Origin of the sequence: Amycolatopsis sp. GM8, assembly GCF_021653975.1 — a bacterium.
Lineage (GTDB): Bacteria > Actinomycetota > Actinomycetes > Mycobacteriales > Pseudonocardiaceae > Amycolatopsis_E.
On the sequence record NZ_JAJKFK010000005.1, the window covers coordinates 377857 to 395313 of the forward strand.

A 17457-nucleotide genomic window follows, 5' to 3' on the forward strand; every position below is an offset into this window, starting at 1 on the left:
TGACGTTACCTTGCCGGTCCCGCACGACGGGAGTTCAGCACCGGGTGATGGACATCATCCGGCCGCCGGAGCGAGCACTGGACCGGTTTCGGAAACGGTGCAGAGGAGACGGTTCGCGGTGCCGCCGGGAACGCCGGTGAGCGCGTCGGAAGTCGCGTTGTCGACGATCGCCTGGGAGACGTCCGCGGGGGTCGCGGTGGGGTGGTCGGCGCGATACAACGCGGCCGCGCCGGCGACGAACGCCGCCGCCATCGACGTGCCCGACGCCGGGTCGCCCGGCACCGCGGTCGGGATGCCCACACCGGGCGCGAAAACGTCCACCCCGGCACCGAAATTGGACTTGGCGGCGACGGCGCCGGTGGTGTCCATCGCGCCGACGGTGAGCACGTCGGGTACCCGGCCCGGCGACGACGTGCTCACATCCATCGACGACCAGCCCGCCGGCACTGCGACCGGCATCACGGCGGCAAGCGCTTTCACCGCGTTGTCGAGCGGAACGTTGCCCGGCCCGCCGATCCCGAGCACCGCGACCGCGGGTTGCACGGCGTTCTGGGTGACCCAGCCGATCCCGGAGATGATGCCCGGCAGGTTCCCGTTCCCGCCGTCGTCGAGCACCTTGACCGGCACGATGTGCACCTTCTTCGCGACGCCGAAGTCCTTGCCGCCTGCGATGCTCGCCAGCCGGGTGCCGTCGCCGTTCCCGTCGCTCGTGTCGGTGGTGCCGTTGACGAAGTTCCGGCCCGGCTCGACCCGGCCCTCGAACTCCGGCAGCGTCGCGTCGACCCCCGTGTCGATCACGTACACCGTCACGCCGTCCGCCGTCGTGTCGTAGTAGTAGCGCTGGTCGAGCGGACCACCGCGCTGGTCGATCCGGTCGAGGCCCCAACTCGGCGGGTTCTCCTGCTCGGCGAGGTCGGCCCAGGCCGGCGGCGCCGCGGCCACGACGGCCGCGGTGAGCAGGAGCGAAACAGCGGTGCGTGCCGGAAAGTTGATCACGACCGCCAGGGTCGCTCCGTCACCCACATCGGGACAAACGCTGTCCCACTATCGGGTCAGGACTTCTCCAGATACTCGGCCCGGGCGTCGTCGACCACCGAGGCCACCAGCTGCGCCAGGCCCGGATGACCGGTCAGGCCGGGATCGCCGGCCACGATCTCCTGCGCCCGCAGCCGCGCCTCGGCGATCGTCTCCTCGTCCTGCAGCAGGGACAGCAGCTTCAAGCTCGATCGCGTGCCGGACTGGGCGGCGCCGAGGATGTCGCCCTCGCGGCGCAGTTCGAGGTCCAAACGCGACAGCTCGAAACCGTCCGTTGTGGACTCGACAGCCGCGAGCCGCTCCCGGGTGGACGTGCCGTCGATCGCCTCGGTGACCAGCAGGCACAGGCCCGCCACGGAACCCCGGCCGACGCGGCCACGCAGCTGGTGCAGCTGGCTCACCCCGAACCGGTCCGCGTCCATGATCACCATCGCGGTGGCGTTCGGCACGTTCACGCCGACCTCGATCACGGTCGTCGCGACGAGCACGTCGAGCTTCCCGGCGGCGAAGGCCCGCATCACGGCATCCTTGTCGTCCGCGGGCAGCCGCCCGTGCAGGATTCCCAGGCGCAGCCCGGAAAGCGGCCCGGCCGCCAGCTCCTCGGCCACGTCCAGCACCGCCAGCGGGGGCCGCTTGTCGCCGTTCTTGTCCGACGGCGGTTCGTCGCCGATGCGCGGGCACACGATGTACGCCTGGTGCCCCTTCTCGACCTCTTCGCGCACCCGCTGCCACACCCTGTCCAGCCACGCGGGCTTCTCCGCGACCGGCACGACCGTGGTCGAGATCGGCGAGCGGCCGACCGGCATCACCCGCAGCGCGGACGTTTCCAGATCGCCGTACACCGTCATCGCGACCGTGCGCGGGATCGGCGTCGCGGTCATCACCAGCACGTGCGGGCTCGTGCCGTCCGCGCCCCGGGTGCGCAGCGCGTCCCGCTGCTCAACCCCGAACCGGTGCTGCTCGTCCACGACGACGAAGCCGAGATCCGCGAACGACACCGTGTCCTGGATCAACGCGTGGGTGCCGACCACGATGCCCGCGGCCCCGCTTGCCGCGTCGAGCAGCGCCTGCTTGCGTTCCTTCGCCGACATCGAACCCGTCAGCAACGTCACTTTCGTCGCGTCGTCGGCCGCACCCAGTTCCCCGGCCTGGCCCAGCTCGCCCAGCATCTCGCGGAGCGAACGCGCGTGCTGCGAAGCGAGCACCTCGGTGGGCGCGAGCATCGCGGCCTGGCGCCCGGCGTCGACCACCTGGAGCATCGCGCGCAGCGCCACGACCGTCTTGCCACTGCCGACCTCGCCCTGCAGCAGCCGGTTCATCGGGTGCTCGCCGGACAGGTCGGCCGCGATCTGGTCGCCGACCTCGCGCTGCCCGCTGGTCAGGTCGAACGGCAGGCGCTTGTCGAAGGACTCGAGGATGCCGCCGGGCTTGGCCGGGCACGCGGGCGCGGGCCGCGAAACCGCGGATTGCCGGCGCTGCGCGAAGATCAGCTGGATCGCCATCGCCTCGTCCCACTTGAGACGCTCGCGTGCGGCCTCCAGCGCGCCCTGGTCCTGCGGGCGGTGGATGCCGTGCAGGGCGTCGAACAGCTCGACGAACCCGTAGCGCTGCAACAACTCCTGCGGCATCGGGTCGTCCTCGCGCTCCAGGGTGTCGAGCACCTGGCGCACGCAGCGCGCGATCGACCACGACGGCATGCCGGAAGCCGCCGGGTAGACCGGGATGATCGCGCCGAGGAAATCGTCCAGCGTAGAGCCATCTGCGGAGTCGCCCGTTGTATCCAGCATCTGGTACTCGGGGTTCGCGAGCTGCAGCTTGTTGCGGAACGCGGTGACCTTGCCGGCGAACAGGCCGGTCTTGCCCAGCTGCAGTTCGCGCTCCCGCTGGTGGGCGTTGCCGAAGAACGCGCATTCCAGCCGGCGCTGCCCGTCGGTGATGGTCATCTCCACGATCCAGCCCGGTTTGTTGCGCATCCGGCGCTTGTTGACCTTCTCGATCCGGGCCATCACGGTCGCGTGCTCACCGATCTCCAGCCCCGCGATGTTGGTCAGCTCGCCGCGTTCGGCGTAGCGGCGCGGGTAGTGACGCAGCAGGTCGGCCACGGTGTGGATGTCGAGCGCCTCGCCCAGCGCGGTGGCGGTCTTGGCGCCCAGCAACGAGGTCAGCTTGTCGCTCAGGACTGTCATCTCTACTCCACGCCGATCAGCAGCACGGCCTCGGTCTGGCCACCCGGGTAGCTCACGAACTCGACCTCCGGCCGCTCCTCGCGCAGCCGGTCGGCCAGCTCCCCGCCGAGCCCCTCGGGCGCCGCGGCCCCGGTCAGCACGGTGACCAGCTCGCCGCCGACGGCCAGCATGCGGTGCAGCACGGTCATCGCGGCGGCCACCAGGTTCTCGTCCGACAACGACTCCACGAGCACGACCTCGCCGTCGACGAACCCGATGAGATCGCCGGCGTGGGCCAGCCCCACCCAGGTTATCGACTCCTCGCCGGCGACCACGAGCTCGCCACGCCGGGTGGCCGCGGCGGCTTCGGCCATCGCCACGACGTCGTCGTTCACGCGGCGCGCCGGGTCGTGCACGGCGAGCGCGGCGAGCACCTGGACCGGCGAGGCGCACGGGATGACGACCACCTCGCGGTCGCCGATCATCACGTGCCCCGCGGTGTCGTCGGCGGCTTCGGTCAGCTGCGGGTCCCCGGCCAGGATGGTGATATGGGCGACGGCACGGTCGGTGACCAGGCCGAGCATCTCCTCCACGCTGGGCTTCGTGCCCTGCGGCACGGCCAGCACCGCGACGCCCTCCTCGTGCAGCAGGTCCGCGATGTCGTCGCCACGGACGAGCGCGACGACCGTGCGGTCCGGACCGGCCGGTGGTTCAAGCGGGGTGGGCGTGATCAGCGGTTCGACCCGGATCCGGTGGGGGCGGCCGAGGTCGAGCCCCGCTTCGATCGCGGCGCCGATGTCGGCGCAGTGCACATGGACCGCGTACGAGCCGCTGCCGTCGCCCGCCACCGTGACGCTGTCGCCCAGCTCGCTCAGCACCCGGCGGAAGCGGGGCAGGTCCCGTTCGGTGACGTCCTCCAGCAGATACATGACCTCCCACGCGTACGGCGGGACGGTCGTGGCGACCTGGGTGCCGGCTTCGCAGGAGTGCACCGGCTCGGTCGATGTGCCGGTGACGACCCCGGCGAGCGCGTCGAGCACCGCGACGAGCCCCCGCGCGCCGGCGTCGACGACCCCGGCGCTGGCCAGGACGGGCAGTTGCTGGGGTGTCTGTTCGAGCGCGGCCGAGGCGGCCTTCGCGGCCGCCGTCACGACGTCCCGCAGGGACTCGCCCGTCGCGGCCGTCGCGGCGGCGTGCAACACGGTCAGCATCGTGCCCGCGACCGGCCGCGCGACGGACTCGGTCGCGACGCGGTCGGCGTGTGCGAGTGCCTTGACCAGGTCCGTTCCGGTGAGTTCCGGGGTGCTGGCGGACTCGGCCAGGCCGCGGAGAACCTGCGAGAGAATGACGCCGGAATTGCCGCGCGCGCTGCGCACCGCGCCCTTGGCGAGCAGGCCGAGGGCCTGGCCCGCGCCGGTCAGCTCCCCACCGGCGAGCGCGTCGCGGGCGCCGGTCATGGTGTGCAAGAGATTGGAGCCGGTGTCGGAATCGGCGACCGGGTACACGTTGATGCCGTTGATCGCGGGGCGGAGCACCTCCAGGCTGTGCACGCACGCCGACGCCCAGGCCACGATCGCAGCCTCGTCCAACGCGCGCACTCCTCGACCTCCTCGCCCGGCTTCGTGGCAGCGTATCGACCCGGGCGCGGGTGGCGCGCACACAGTCGTTACTATGGACAAGTTGCCCGGCCCCGCTGGGCGTTGTTTGTCTTCCCTGATTGTCAAAGGAGTTCGACGTGGCTGCCGTGTGCGACGTCTGTGGCAAGGGACCGGGCTTCGGCAAGTCGGTCTCGCACTCCCACCGGCGTACCAACCGCCGCTGGAACCCGAACATCCAGACCGTGCATGCCAAGGTCGGTGTCTCCCAGCGCAAGCGCCTGAACGTGTGCACCTCGTGCCTCAAGGCCGGCAAGGTCGTTCGGGGCTGAGTGCTTCAGCTTCCAGGCCCGGGCCGACGTGAAGTCGCCCGGGCCTTTTGCCGTGTCCAAGAAGCGTCACATCTGCAGAACGGCCCGGTAGCGGGCCTTGCCCTGACGCACATGCTCCAGCGCTTCGTCCAGGCGGTCGGCCTGGAACACCTCGGTCGCCGGGCGGATCCCGTGGCGCGCGGCGAAGTCGAGCATCTGCCTGGTCTCGTCAGGTGAACCGGTGAGACCCCCGGCGAGTTTCTTTTCGCCCGTCAGAATGCTCAGCGGATGCAAGGCGACGCCGCCTTCCGGAACACCGACCACGCACAGGGTGCCCTGAGGGCGCAGCGTGGCGAAGTAGGCGTCCCAGGGCAGCGCACCGGGTGCCGTGGACAGCACGAAGTCGAACGAACCCGACAGGCCGTCGAGCCCGTCACCGGACGCGACATGCGCGTGCGCGCCGAAGCGCCGGGCGTCGCCAGCCTTGTCCGCCGTCCTGGAGATCGCGGTGACGTGGCAGCCCCACTTGGCCAGGAACTGGATCGCCAGGTGGCCCAGACCGCCGATCCCGACCACCGCGACGTGGTCGGTTGGCCGAACCTCGTGGCGCACGATGGCCGAGAACACCGTCGCGCCCGCGCACAGCAGGGGCCCGGCCTCCTCGGACGCGATGGTGTCCGGCAGCACGGCCACGTGCCGCCAGTCGCTCGCCCGCAGCCGCGTGGCGAACCCGCCGCCTTCGCCACGGAAGACGGTCGCGTCGCCGTTGGGGCACAGGTGCTGCCGCCCGGTCAGGCACCACTCGCACGCGAAGCAGGAGCCGGCGTGCGCGCCGATGCCCACGCGCTGCCCCACAGCCAGTGCCGACCGGTCGACCGCGTCGCCTATCGCCACGATCAGCCCGACGGCTTCGTGCCCGGCGACCAGCGGGAACCGTGTGATGCCGTGAGCGTCGTCGATCAGCTTCACATCGGTGTCGCAGATGCCACAGTGAGTCACCTCGATGTCCACTTCCAGCGGGCCCAGCGGGGCCGGTTCGTAGTGGCGCAACCGCACGGGTCCGCCTGCCCGCTCCACCGCGTACGCGTGAAACCCGCCGACGTCTGCTCGAAGCCGCCACGGAGGACTTCGCCGCGCATGGCATCGCGGGCGCCCGCGTCGACCGCATCGCCGCGGCGGCGGGCGTCAACAAGGCCAGGCTGTACGCGTACTTCGGCGACAAGGACGGCCTCTTCGACGCGGTCTTCCGCACGCACTCGCGCGCCGTCGTCGACTCGGTGCCGCTCACTGCCGACGACCTCGGCGGTTACGCGGCCGGGCTCTACCGGGCCGCGCTGGCGTACCCCGAGCTCGTCAGGCTAACCGCGTGGGCACGGCTGGAAGGGGTGGCGACTCCGGCCGGCGCCCCTGGGCGGGACGACAAACTGGAGGCCATCGCCGAAGCCCAGCGCGCTGGACTGGTCACCTCGTCGGCACGAGCGGACGACGTGCTCGCGCTGGTCACGTCCATGGCGCTGACCTGGTCGGACCTCGGCGGCGCCGGCACGGAGAACACCCCGGCCGCCGAGCACGACCGCCGCGAGCAGACCCTCGCCGAGGCGGTCCGCCGCGCCTTCCACTGCTGAACCGCGGTCCCGGAGCCTGCCCGTCCGGCGATGACATCCTTTGTCTTTCCCCTCGCTTCGCGAGGGCGTCGCGCGGAGCGCGACGTGACGGGCACCGGGCCCACCCCGATCGCTGATCGTCTAACGGTTGGCAGGTCGTGTAAAGGGCGCCTTCGGCGTCGCTATCGCGATGACCGCTGGCGCGGTCACCCTTGACACGACGTGCCAACCGCTAGGGCGGCTTTCTATCGGGGTTGGGGTAGGTGTGGATGGGCTGCTTTGGTGGTTGCGTGTATTGCCGAGTGTTTGAGGGTGGTCGTCAATTTTCCATCGGCTGGCCGCTGATTTGTGCGATGAGGTCGAACGCTTACGGCAGCTTCCAGTCGATGGGCTCCGCGCCCTGCTTGACCAGCAGGTCGTTCGCGCGGCTGAACGGGCGTGAACCGAAGAAGCCGTTGTGGGCGGACATCGGACTCGGGTGCACCGACTCGACCGAAGGCAGTCCCCGGAGCAGCGGCTTCAGGCTGCGGGCGTTCGAGCCCCACAGGATCGCGACCAGCGGGCCACCGCGGTCGGCAAGCGCCTTGATCGCCTGCTCGGTGATCTCCTCCCAGCCCTTGCCCTTGTGCGAGTTCGGCGAGCCGGGACGCACGGTCAGCGCCCTGTTCAACAGCAACACGCCCTGCTCGGTCCACGGGGTGAGGTCCCCATTGGACGGTTCGGGCAGCCCGAGATCGTCACGATATTCCTGGAAAATGTTGATCAGGCTCTTCGGCAGCGGCCGGACGTCCGGCGCCACCGCGAAGCACAGGCCGATCGCGTGCCCCGGCGTCGGGTACGGGTCCTGGCCCACGATGAGCACCCGCACGTCCGCGAACGGCTGCTTGAACGCGCGCAACACGTTCTCCCCCGACGGCAGGTACCGCCGCCCCGCCGCGATCTCGGCGCGCAGGAAATCGCCCATCGCCGTGATCCGGTCGGCGACCGGCTCCAGCGCCTGCGCCCAGCCTGCTTCCATCACGTCGGACAACGGTTTCGCATTCACGGTCGCCGAGAGTAGCCGTCATCGTCCAGGCGGCGAAGCTCGGCACGGTACAACTTGGCGCGCTCCACGTACTTCTCGACCACCTGCTGAATCGCGTCCGGCCCGAAGGACGTGTTCGGCCGCGTCTTCGCCGGGACGCCCAGCGCGATGTGCCCCGACGGCACGTGGGACCGGTACGACAGCACCGCGCCCGCACCCACCATCCCGCCGTCCTCGATGACGGTGCCGTTCAGGACGACCGAACCGGACGCGATGAGACAACCCGTGCCGATGTTCGCGCCTTCGACGTGCACCGCGTGGCCGATTGCGGACGACGGGCCCAGGATCGTCGGGTCCTCGCTGGTGCAGTGCAGGACACAGCCGTCCTGGATGTTCGACCGCTCCCCCAGTTCGATGTACCCGTTGTCGCCGCGCAGCACGGTCTGCGGCCACACCGACGCGTACGCCGCGATCCGCACGTCACCGATCACCGTCGCGTCGGGGTGCACATAGGCTTCCGGATGAATCTGCGGCACGCGGTCACCGAGCGCGTAAATCGCCACCTGGGCTCCAATCACCATGAAACTCGCTGCGTCTGCGATTGGATCACGGGCACGCCCGGCCGGATAGCCCTCGCCGCCGTGACGTTCGCGGCGGCCCGATTCACGCGAGTGCGGCGAGGTCCTTGCCGAAGAACCGGCTCAACGTCTCCCCGGCGTAGTAGCCGAAGCCGGGGATCTCCGCGTACCCGGACGACTCGTACAACGCGATCGCCTCTGGCTGCTTCAGGCCGGTCTCCAGCACCACCCGGCGGTGTCCCGCGTCGCGCGCCGTCCGTTCCAGCTCGCCCAGCATGGCCCGGGCGAAACCCTTGCCCCGCGCGGACTCCGCGACGTACATGCGCTTGATCTCGGCATCCCCGGGCCGCGGCTTGTCGCGTGCTCGCCAGCCGCCACAGGCGACCGGCGCGTCCTCGGCGTACCCGACGAGGAAAAGTCCTTGCGGCAGCGCGAATTCCGCCGGATCGGTCGGGGTCGCGTCCGGGCCGCCGTAGCGGATCACGTACTCCTGCTGGACGGACTCGATCAGTTTGACCGCGTCGGGATGGTCGAACGGTGTCACGCGCAGGTCCACACCGGGTGCGATCAACGCCAATGCTCCCAACCCGGTTCTTCGACGTACGGCTTGCCGTCGACGGTCACGCCGGAGTCCGGCATGGTGACCGCCCCGATGCGGCGCCAGCCCTCGGGCAGTTCGGCGAACGGGGGGAAGGTGGCCGCGAGCGCGTGGTCCTCGCCGCCGGTCAGCACCCAGCTCAGCGGGTCGGCGCCGAGCGCCGTGCCGACCTCGACGAGCCGGCGGTTCACGTCGAGCCGGTCGACGCGGATGTCGATGCCGACCTCCGACTGTTCCGCGATGTGCCCGAGGTCGGCGAGCAGCCCGTCGGAGATGTCGATCATCGCGGTCGCCCCGGCCTCGGCGGCCGCGGGACCGGCGGCGTACACCGGTTCCGGGTAGCGCTGCGCGTTGGCGACGGTGACCGGCGAGCGGAAGCCGCGGTGCAGCACGGCGAGCCCGGCGGCCGCCCAGCCGAGCCGGCCCGACACGGCGACGATGTCCCCGGGGCGCGCGCCCGACCTCGTGACCGGCTGCCGTCCACGCAGATCACCCAGTGCGGTGATGCTCAGCACCAGCTGATCGGCTTGCACGACGTCACCGCCGACGACTCCCGCGCCCGCGGCGGACGCCTCGGCCCACATCCCGTCGGTGATACCTTTCACCAGGTCAGCGGTGGTTTCGGCGGGGCAGGCGAGGCCGACGAGGACGGCGGTGGGGACCGCGCCCATGGCCGCGATGTCGGCGAGGTTCACCGCGACGGCCTTGCGCCCGATCTGGTCCGGAGTGGACCAGTCGAGCCGGAAGTGCACACCCTGCACCAGGACGTCGGTGCTCGCCACGACCCGCCCGTCTCCCGCGGCGACGACCGCCGCGTCGTCCCCGGGGCCGAGCAGAGTGGTCTCGGGCTGTCTTCGGTTCTCCGTCACAGCACGGATGAGGCCGAACTCACCCAGTTCGGCTACCGAGCCGCTCTTCGGCACGTTCTGTGACGACACTTGCCGCTCCATCCCTCGTAAGCCGGAACATCGGATGACCTATCGTCTCCCCATTGAGGTAGGTTCTTTCCACGTTCCTACCCTGAGTTCGACGAAGAAGACGAAGGGGCGCGCCGTGGTCCACGCATACATCCTCATCCAGACCGAGGTCGGCAAAGCCGCCGCGGTGGCGTCGGAGATCTCGGGCATCCCGGGGGTCACCACCTCCGAGGATGTGACCGGCCCGTACGACGTGATCGTGCGCGCCGAGGCGGACACCGTGGACCAGCTCGGGCAGCTCGTGGTCGCGAAGGTCCAGGGCGTCGACGGGATCACGCGCACCCTGACCTGCCCGGTGGTACACCTCTGACGTGCCCGACGTGCAAAGTGGCGCCCCACCCCGGCGCCTGATCATCCTGGCCGCTGCCCTGGCCGTGGCGCTTGCCGTGGTCGTAGCGGTGCTCGCCATCGTGAACCGGTCCTCGAACCAGCAGCCGGAGACCGGCCCGCTCGCCCTCGTGCCCGTGCCCGCGTCGCAATCGGACTCCCCGGAATGCGCCGCGCTCGTCCCCGCGCTACCCGCCCAGCTCATCTCGAACGGCGCCACCCTGAACCGGCGGGAGATCGCCGAACCAGCCCCACCCGCGACGGTTGCCTGGGGCGCCCCAGATGCCATCGTCCTGCGGTGCGGCTTGGACCGCCCCCCGGAGCTGACCCAGACCGCACAACTACGAGTCGTCTCGGGCGTGCAATGGCTGCCAGTCGAAGGCCAAGGCGCATCAACATGGTACGTAGTCGACCGGAACGTCTACATAGGACTAACCGTGCCAGACTCCGCAGGCACCGGCCCCCTGCAAACAATCTCGGACACCGTCGCAAAAACGCTGGCGCCGATCCCACTGCGGTTCTGAGGCCAGCAACACAAACCAACCACGCCACCGCCCACACCCTCCCCCACCCCGATCCCAAGCCGCCCTTGCGGGAAGCGGGATTTGTCAAGGTACTCTTTCCCGCCTTGACGAATCCCGCTTCCCGCGAACACTCAAAGATCGGGGCGGGGGAGGGCCCACGCTGGGGCGAGGGCGCCTTGCGCCCGGTTACGTGGGTCCGGTAGGGCACCCGCACGGGCCAGGTTCAAAAGCAAAAGATCAAAAGATGCCTCGCCGGCGGGCTGGCTCCGGGATGAGGGGGCCCAGGGGATCTCGCCTTGGGTGGGTGGTTGAGTTGGGTGGTCATCCCGTCGCCTGCGGTTTTCGAATATCACTTTTCCTCAGAGCCGCAAGCTTTGTGTTCTCGGCCGCCGGACCCAGCAAAGGTTGCGGCCCTGACGAAAAGTGATCGTGCCGGTTTCAGGCGACGGGATGACCACCCAACTCGCCCTATGGGCTTACGCCCGCCGCGTCCTTACCGCAGCCCGGTTCCCCGTGCGACTGCGGTGTCCACCAGTGTCGTCAACAGTGTCCTGAAGTCCATACCTGTCACTGCCCACATTTTCGGGTAGGCCGAGGTGGCTGTGAAGCCGGGCATGGTGTTGACCTCGTTCACCGTCAGCTCGCCGTTCTCGCCGACGAAGAAGTCGACGCGGGCGAGGCCTTGGCAGTCGAGGGCGTGGAAGGCGCGGATGGCCATGGCACGCAACCGTTCCGTCACGGCGTCATCGAGTTTGGCAGGGATGTCGAGTTCGGCATCGTCACCGATGTACTTGGTTTCGAAATCGTACCAGGCATCGTCACCCAGAACACGGATTTCGGCGGGCAATGATGCCTCGACCCGGCCGTCCGGGAATTCGAGTACGCCGCATTCGATTTCGCGTCCGGCGACCGCCGCTTCGATGAGGACCTTCGGATCCGTCTGGCGCGCCAAACCAATGGCGTCGTCGAGCTGCGACCAATCGGTCACCTTGCTGATGCCGATCGACGAGCCGGCACGCGAGGGTTTGACGAACACCGGCAGCCCGAGCCGTTCGCGATCCGCCTCGTCCAAAGTGGACTGTCCGCGCCGCAGAGCGGCATAGGATCCGACCGGAAGTCCTTCCGCGGCAAGGAGTTTCTTCGCGTACTCCTTGTCCATCGCCGCCGCGCTGGCGAGCACACCCGCACCGACGTACGGGATCTCCGCCAGTTCCAGCAGGCCCTGAATGGTGCCGTCCTCACCGAAAGCACCGTGCAGCACCGGGAACACGACATCGACCTCGCCGAGCGCCGCCGCACCCGAGTCGAGGGTGACGAGCTCGCGCCGGGTCGGGTCACCGGCGAGTACGAGCGCCTGGCCGGTCTCGTCGACGGTCGGCAGCTCACTGCCGTGGATCTCCAGGGTCTTCGGGTCCGAACTGCCCAGGACCCAACCGCCCTGCTGGGTGATGCCGACCGGCACGATCTCGAACCTGTCGGGATCCAGGCTCGCCAGCACACTCCCCGCCGAGACACAGGAGATCGTGTGTTCGGTGCTGCGGCCGCCGAACACCACGGCAACCCGCGTCTTCCCGTTGCTCATGGAGCGTCACCCTACCGGGCGCTTGCGGCCCACGGCTCAGCGCAGCAATTCGACGAGGGAGCCGAGCGCGTCGCGCAGCGCCTCCCGGGAACAGCCCGCGTAACCGATCGCCGCGCCGAAAGCCGTGGGCGTGCCCGTGAAATGGCGGGCAAGGCCGTCGAGCTGGATGCCCCGCCGTTCCGCCGCGCGCAGCCGCTCGCGTTCCACCTCCGCCGACGCGAACGGCACCACCAGATGCGCGCCCGCCTCGTCGCCGAGCACCGGCACGTCCGCCGCCCGCAGCGCGGCCACCAGCAGCATCCGGCGCTCCGACAACTCACGCCGCAGTTTTCGCAGGTGACGGCCCAGATCGCCGTGCCGGGCCAGCTCGATCAGCACCCGCTGCCCGGCCGGCGAAGGGCGTGTACCGGTGCGGTCCCGGTAGGCGAGCACGGCCGAGGTGACCCCCGGCGGCGCGACGATCCAGCCCGCGCCGAGCGTCGGTGTGAGGATCTTGCTCGTGGTACCCAGATGCACGACCACATCCGGGGCGAGCGCGGCCAGCAGCGGCAGCGGCGCCACGTCGAACCGCAGCTCACCGTCGTAGTCGTCCTCGATCACCAGCATGTTCCCCCGCCGCGCGCGTTCGACGAGATCGACCCGGCGGGCGGCGCTCATCCTGCTCCCCATCGGATACTGGTGCGCGGGCGAGCAATACACGGCCCGTGCGCCCGCGGGAACCGCGTCCGGCCGCAGCCCCTCGTCGTCGACCGGCACCCCAACGACCTGCACACCGGCGGACCGCAGCGCCTGCACGGCCCGCTGGTACCCCGGTTCTTCGACCGCGACCAGATCCCCCGCGGTGAACACGGCCCCGGCCAGCTCGACGACCGCCGCCGTGGTGCCGCCGGTCGCGAGCACGAAGTCCGTGCCGACCGCGAGCCCGCGGTGCCGCAACAGGTGTTCGGCGATCGCCGCGCGGTAGTCCGGCAGTCCGGCGCGGTGCGCGCGCGACAGCGGAGGCGCGTCGGCCGCGGCGCGCCACGCACGCCGCCACGCCGCCCGGTCCAGACCCGCAGCCCACGGCGTGCCCGGGGTCAGGTCGAGAATTCCATCGGGTTCCCGCTGCTCACCGGGTACCGTGCGATGGATGGGCCGGTCACTCGGCGGCGAGGTGGTCACATAGGTGCCCGAGCCGTGCCGCCCGGCGATCCAGCCCTCGGCGTGCAGCTGCTCGTAGGCGGCGGAGGTCACGGTGCGGCTCACCCCGAGCCGCTCGGCCAGCGCCCGGGTCGACGGCAACCGGTCGCCGCCCCGCAGGTGCCCGCTCGACGCCGACTCCCGCAACGCGTCGGCGAGCTGCACCGCGAGCGGCGCCGAGGACTCGCGGTCGAGCGTCACGGGCAGGGCGGTTCCGGAATGCGTCACGAGAAGTGGACCTTTCAAATGCGCCAATAGTGGCTATTCTACGATGCCACCTCGCTGATGCACGCTGGACGCATGACGCTTTCGCCCACCCCTCGCAGCACCCTGACCCGCAAGAAGGACCGGGCCGCCACCGACCGGCAGGCGCTGTACGACGTGCTCGACGAGGCGCTCATCTGCCACCTCGGGCTCGTGCTGAATGGCTCTCCTGTCGTGCTGCCCACGGGGTTCGGTCGCGACGGCGACACGCTGTACTTGCACGGGTCGACGGGCGCGGGCAACCTGCGCGCGGCGGCGCAGGGGATCGACGTGTGCGCGACCGTGACCCTGCTCGACGGGATCGTCTACGCGCGCTCGCTGAACAACCACTCGATGAACTACCGCAGCGCGGTCGTGCACGGGCGCGCCCGGCTGGTCGAGGACGACGGCGAACGGATGCGCGGACTCGAGGTCATCACCGAACACCTGGCGCCCGGTTCGTGGCAGCACGCGCGTGCGGTCAACGCGAAGGAATTCGCCTCGGTCGTGGTGCTCTCGCTCGACCTCGCCGAGGCGTCGGTGAAGGCCCGCGCCGGCGGGCCCGGCGAGGAGCCGGAAGACTTGTCCGCCAACGAGATCTGGGCCGGTGTGGTGCCGGTCCAGACCACTTTCGGCGAGCCGGTCCCGGCGGACTACGCGCGCGTGCCCGTCCCGGCGCACGTCAGTCGCGGACGGGCCCGCTGACCGGGTCGAGGTGGTACGGCCGCATCGCGCGGCCGCCGGCGCGGTAGACGTGGATGCTGATCGCCGGATCCGGCCCGTCGTTGCGGACCTGGTGCACGTACCCGGGCCCGAACACGCGCGACTGCCCGGCATTCAGCGCGTGCAACTCGGTGAGTCCGGGCCGGGCCACGGTTTCCGCGAGGCGGCCGCTGACGATCGTGAACGCGCCGGAGGACTGGGCGTGGTCGTGCAGGTCCGCCTGCTGGCCCGGCAGCCAGCCCATCAGCCACACCTCCTCGGCCGCGTCTCCCGCGATCTTGGTGGAGAACCGGTGGTCGGGGTCGTAGCGGAGCAGATGGCGCCAGCGGTCCCTGGCGGCCGCGTACTCGAGCGCGACGCGCACGGGATGCCGCAGGGCGGCACGGTTTTCGGCAATGACAACGGTGTTGTCCGGAACGGCGAACATGAGCGCTGATGTCCTTGGAAAGGGAGAAGGAAAAGGGGTCGCTGGGGCGGATCAGCGACAAGGACACAACGCGAACATGGCGCACAGCGAACCAGGACGAACCAGTCAGGTCAAACCGATCCCATCACGTGGAATCGCGAGGTCAGGACCACTCGTGCTTGTTCTGCCTGCCCAATAGCTCGGCGCCGGCCGCGCGGGGGTCGAGGCCCTCGTGGCAGACGCGGTGCATCGCGTCCGTGATCGGCATGTCGACACCGGTGGTCTGGGCCAGTTCCCGGATCGACGAACACGACATCACGCCCTCGGCCACCTGTCCCCCGGCGGCCTGCTGCGCCTGTTCGACCGTGTCGCCATGGCCGAGCCGCTCGCCGAAGGTCCGGTTCCGGGACAACGGGGACGAGCACGTCGCGACCAGGTCGCCGACCCCCGCGAGGCCCGCGAACGTCAGCGGATCGGCGCCGAACTTCGCGCCCAGCCGCGCCATCTCCGCCAGCCCGCGGGTGATCAGCGTGGCCACCGTGTTGGCCCCGTAACCCATGCCCACCGCCATCCCGCAGCTGAGCGCGATCACGTTCTTGCACGCGCCGCCGAGCTCACAGCCGACCACGTCCGTGTTGGTGTACGGCCGGAAGTACGCGTTCGACGTCGCCCGCTGGATCGCCACCGCGCGCTCGTGGTCCGTGCACGCGAGCACGGCCGCCGCGGGCTGTTCCTGCGCGATCTCGCGCGCGAGGTTCGGCCCGGACACCACGACGATCTCGTTCTCCGGCCGCTCCGAGATCTCCGCGATGACCTCGCTCATCCGCTTGAGCGTGCCGAGTTCGACACCTTTCGCGAGGCTCACCAGGATCGCGCCGGGCGGCAGCAGCGCGCGCCAGCCGGTCAGGTTCGCGCGCAGGCTCTGGCTCGGCACGGCGAGCACCACAGCCTCGGCCCCGGCGAGCGCCTCGGCCGCATCCGCGGTCGCGGTGATGTTCTCCGGCAACGGCACATCGGGGAGATACCCGGCGTTGACGCGCACGTCCCGGATCTCCGCGGCGACCTCCGGGCGGCGGGCCCACATCGTGACGTCCCGGCCCGCGTCCGCGAGCACCTTCGCGAAGGCGGTGCCCCACGAACCCGCACCGAGCACCGTGATGCGCTGGACGTCCATCACTCGCCGTCCGCCGGCTCCGGCTTCTGCGCCGGCGGCCGCTCACCGCGGATGTCGGCGAGCAGCTCGGTGACCTCGCCCATCATCAGCTCGGTCACCTCGCGCAGCACCGCCGCGGTCTGCTCCTTGTCCCGGTACGGGGTCAGGTCCACCGGCTCGCCCACCGAATGCGTGATCGTCCGGCGCGGGAACAGGCGCAGCTTCTTGTTGTAGAAGTCGAGGATCTCGCTGGTGCCCCAGCGCGCGATCGGGATGACCGGGACGTCGGTACCGAGCGCGAGCCGCGCGACGCCGGTGAACGAGCGCTTCGGCCAGCCTTCCGGGTCCTTCGTGATGGTGCCCTCGGGATAGATGACGACGATCTTGCCGTCCCGCAGCGCCTGGAAAGCGGCCCGCAGGCTGTCGCCCGCGCTGCTCGATCCGCGATAGACCGGGATGCTGCCCGCGCCAAGGAAGATCTTGCCGAAGATCGGCGTGGTGGCGAGGCTGGCCTTGCCGAGGAACCGCGGCACCCGCCCCTGCCGGTGGATGAACACCGCGTCGACCGCCGGGTCCATGTGTGAGATGTGGTTCATCACCACCAGCGCGCCGCCTTCGCGGGGAATGCGGTCGCCGCCCCGGTAAGCCCGCCGGCTCAAGTACGTGACCGGGTACAACAGGACCGCGGCGAATCCGACCCAGAACCCGCCCTTCTCACGACCGGCCAAGGCTCCTCCTGCTGTGGTTTCAACTGGTACCCGCCGATCCTAGGGTGCGCGTCGGGTAAAGATGGAGACTGTGCCCGTGGATCTGATCGTGCCGATGAAGCCGCCGCGGCTGGGTAAGTCCCGGCTGCGCGGCGCGGTCGACGACGCCCTGCATCCGGCGCTGGTGCTGGCGCTCGCGTCGGACACGATCGCCGCAGCGGCCGGGGTCGCCCGCCGGGTGCTCGTCGTCGCGGGCGATCCGGACGCCGTCGCGTCACTGGCGGACTTCGGCGCGGAGATCGTCGACGAGGACGGGGCCGGTGATCTCAACGCCGCGCTGCGCCGGGGTGAGGCGCTGCTGCGGGCCGACGATCCGGACGCCGTGCTGGGCGCGCTGCAGGCGGACCTGCCCGCGCTGCGCCCGGAGGACCTGGCCGCCGCACTCACCGAGGCTGCGGGCCGCCGCTCGTTCGTCGCCGATTGGGAGGGCACCGGGACGACACTCCTGCTGTCCGCGCCCGGCGCCCCGCTGTGGCCTCGGTTCGGGCCGGGCTCCGCCCGCGCGCACACCGGCACGGACGCGATCGCGCTCACCCTGGCCGCCCCGGGCCTGCGCCGCGACGTCGACACCGCCGCGGATCTGGCGCACGCCGAGGCGCTCGGGCTCGGCAAACGGACCGGCGCCCTGCTCTACGAAGGGAGCGCGGCGTGAACTTCTCGCGTCTA

The 17457-nt window shown here is 70.5% G+C and carries 19 protein-coding genes and 1 pseudogene; 7 read left to right on the forward strand and 13 right to left on the reverse strand.

All coding sequences use genetic code 11. From position 1 onward, the window contains the following. Positions 1-54: 54 nt before the first annotated feature. Genes LOZ83_RS25255 through LOZ83_RS25265 form a run of 3 tightly spaced genes read right to left on the reverse strand, consistent with a single transcriptional unit; the run spans position 55 to position 4798 of the window. Positions 55-996 carry a S8 family peptidase gene (locus LOZ83_RS25255; RefSeq protein WP_374202709.1) on the reverse strand — a complete coding sequence of 314 codons (942 nt, stop codon included), beginning with the start codon at positions 994-996 and terminating at the stop codon, positions 55-57. A 56-nt stretch (positions 997-1052) separates the two neighbouring features. Then, positions 1053-3221 carry an ATP-dependent DNA helicase RecG gene (gene recG / locus LOZ83_RS25260; RefSeq protein ID WP_236794140.1) on the reverse strand — a complete coding sequence of 723 codons (2169 nt, stop codon included), beginning with the start codon at positions 3219-3221 and terminating at the stop codon, positions 1053-1055. Positions 3222-3223: 2 nt separating this feature from the next. Continuing rightward, positions 3224-4798 (reverse strand): DAK2 domain-containing protein, encoded by a 1575-nt coding sequence (locus tag LOZ83_RS25265; RefSeq protein ID WP_236794141.1) that lies wholly within the window; start codon positions 4796-4798, stop codon positions 3224-3226. Positions 4799-4935: 137 nt separating this feature from the next. Here LOZ83_RS25265 and rpmB point away from each other — a divergent pair, with 137 nt between their 5' ends. After that, the gene (rpmB, locus tag LOZ83_RS25270) at positions 4936-5127 is read left to right on the forward strand and encodes a 50S ribosomal protein L28 (RefSeq protein ID WP_145938227.1); all 192 of its coding nucleotides are present in this window, start codon (positions 4936-4938) and stop codon (positions 5125-5127) included. A gap of 66 nt (positions 5128-5193) precedes the next feature. Here rpmB and LOZ83_RS25275 read toward each other — a convergent pair whose 3' ends face one another. Next, positions 5194-6162 (reverse strand): NAD(P)-dependent alcohol dehydrogenase, encoded by a 969-nt coding sequence (locus LOZ83_RS25275; protein ID WP_236794142.1) that lies wholly within the window; start codon positions 6160-6162, stop codon positions 5194-5196. Between the two features lie 47 nt (positions 6163-6209). On the opposite strand from LOZ83_RS25275, the pseudogene LOZ83_RS40510 reads away from it, so the two are divergent. Together LOZ83_RS40510 and LOZ83_RS25285 are read left to right on the forward strand one after the other, a co-directional pair. After that, positions 6210-6338, forward strand: a pseudogene (locus LOZ83_RS40510) (helix-turn-helix domain-containing protein); the annotation flags it as partial. Between the two features lie 45 nt (positions 6339-6383). Continuing rightward, entirely contained in the window at positions 6384-6731 is a 348-nt protein-coding gene (locus LOZ83_RS25285) for a hypothetical protein (protein ID WP_236794143.1), read from the forward strand. A 346-nt stretch (positions 6732-7077) separates the two neighbouring features. On the opposite strand, the gene LOZ83_RS25290 is transcribed toward LOZ83_RS25285, so the two are convergent. The 4 genes from LOZ83_RS25290 to LOZ83_RS25305 form a co-directional block, all read right to left on the reverse strand. Beyond that, on the reverse strand, positions 7078-7755 hold the full coding sequence (locus tag LOZ83_RS25290) for a uracil-DNA glycosylase (RefSeq protein WP_236794144.1): 678 nt from the start codon (positions 7753-7755) through the stop codon (positions 7078-7080). Further along, positions 7752-8297 (reverse strand): gamma carbonic anhydrase family protein, encoded by a 546-nt coding sequence (locus LOZ83_RS25295; RefSeq protein WP_236794145.1) that lies wholly within the window; start codon positions 8295-8297, stop codon positions 7752-7754. Before LOZ83_RS25295 ends, LOZ83_RS25290 begins: the two co-directional genes overlap by 4 nt. Positions 8298-8397: 100 nt before the next feature. Next, a complete protein-coding gene (locus LOZ83_RS25300) occupies positions 8398-8868 on the reverse strand; it encodes a GNAT family N-acetyltransferase (protein WP_236794359.1) in 471 nt (156 codons plus the stop codon). A gap of 11 nt (positions 8869-8879) precedes the next feature. Then, entirely contained in the window at positions 8880-9848 is a 969-nt protein-coding gene (locus LOZ83_RS25305; protein ID WP_236794146.1) for a thiamine-phosphate kinase, read from the reverse strand. Positions 9849-9963: 115 nt separating this feature from the next. Between LOZ83_RS25305 and LOZ83_RS25310 the strand changes: the two genes are divergently transcribed. Continuing rightward, positions 9964-10197 (forward strand): Lrp/AsnC ligand binding domain-containing protein, encoded by a 234-nt coding sequence (locus LOZ83_RS25310; RefSeq protein ID WP_236794147.1) that lies wholly within the window; start codon positions 9964-9966, stop codon positions 10195-10197. Between the two features lies 1 nt (position 10198). Next, positions 10199-10738: a DUF3515 domain-containing protein gene (locus LOZ83_RS25315; protein WP_236794148.1), complete on the forward strand. Its 540-nt coding sequence runs from the start codon at positions 10199-10201 to the stop codon at positions 10736-10738. Between the two features lie 493 nt (positions 10739-11231). Here the strand turns inward: LOZ83_RS25315 and LOZ83_RS25320 are convergent, their stop codons facing one another. Together LOZ83_RS25320 and LOZ83_RS25325 are read right to left on the reverse strand one after the other, a co-directional pair. Then, entirely contained in the window at positions 11232-12320 is a 1089-nt protein-coding gene (locus LOZ83_RS25320) for a D-alanine--D-alanine ligase family protein (RefSeq protein ID WP_236794149.1), read from the reverse strand. Between the two features lie 36 nt (positions 12321-12356). Next, entirely contained in the window at positions 12357-13727 is a 1371-nt protein-coding gene (locus LOZ83_RS25325; protein ID WP_236794150.1) for a PLP-dependent aminotransferase family protein, read from the reverse strand. Between the two features lie 72 nt (positions 13728-13799). Between LOZ83_RS25325 and LOZ83_RS25330 the strand changes: the two genes are divergently transcribed. Next, complete coding sequence (locus tag LOZ83_RS25330) at positions 13800-14447, forward strand: pyridoxamine 5'-phosphate oxidase family protein (protein ID WP_236794151.1); 648 nt, start codon at positions 13800-13802, stop codon at positions 14445-14447. Here the strand turns inward: LOZ83_RS25330 and LOZ83_RS25335 are convergent. From LOZ83_RS25335 to LOZ83_RS25345, 3 genes are all read right to left on the reverse strand, one after another. Beyond that, positions 14425-14892 (reverse strand): cysteine dioxygenase family protein, encoded by a 468-nt coding sequence (locus tag LOZ83_RS25335; RefSeq protein ID WP_236794152.1) that lies wholly within the window; start codon positions 14890-14892, stop codon positions 14425-14427. The genes LOZ83_RS25330 and LOZ83_RS25335 overlap by 23 nt on opposite strands. A 142-nt stretch (positions 14893-15034) precedes the next feature. Then, positions 15035-16045 carry an NAD(P)H-dependent glycerol-3-phosphate dehydrogenase gene (locus LOZ83_RS25340; RefSeq protein WP_236794360.1) on the reverse strand — a complete coding sequence of 337 codons (1011 nt, stop codon included), beginning with the start codon at positions 16043-16045 and terminating at the stop codon, positions 15035-15037. After that, complete coding sequence (locus tag LOZ83_RS25345) at positions 16045-16752, reverse strand: 1-acyl-sn-glycerol-3-phosphate acyltransferase (protein WP_236794153.1); 708 nt, start codon at positions 16750-16752, stop codon at positions 16045-16047. The genes LOZ83_RS25340 and LOZ83_RS25345 overlap by 1 nt, the downstream gene beginning before the upstream one ends. Before the next feature lie 70 nt (positions 16753-16822). Between LOZ83_RS25345 and cofC the strand changes: the two genes are divergently transcribed. Then, a complete protein-coding gene (cofC, locus tag LOZ83_RS25350) occupies positions 16823-17443 on the forward strand; it encodes a 2-phospho-L-lactate guanylyltransferase (RefSeq protein WP_236794361.1) in 621 nt (206 codons plus the stop codon). The last annotated feature ends 14 nt before the right edge of the window (positions 17444-17457 follow it).

Excerpts from the sequence above, each read along its gene's own strand:
- recG (WP_236794140.1), bottom strand. The coding sequence starts at position 3,221 with ATGACAGTCCTGAGCGACAAGCTGACCTCGTTGCTGGGCGCCAAGACC.
- LOZ83_RS25320 (WP_236794149.1), bottom strand. The coding sequence starts at position 12,320 with ATGAGCAACGGGAAGACGCGGGTTGCCGTGGTGTTCGGCGGCCGCAGC.
- LOZ83_RS25330 (WP_236794151.1), top strand. The coding sequence starts at position 13,800 with ATGACGCTTTCGCCCACCCCTCGCAGCACCCTGACCCGCAAGAAGGAC.
- LOZ83_RS25335 (WP_236794152.1), bottom strand. The coding sequence starts at position 14,892 with ATGTTCGCCGTTCCGGACAACACCGTTGTCATTGCCGAAAACCGTGCC.
- LOZ83_RS25340 (WP_236794360.1), bottom strand. The coding sequence starts at position 16,045 with ATGGACGTCCAGCGCATCACGGTGCTCGGTGCGGGTTCGTGGGGCACC.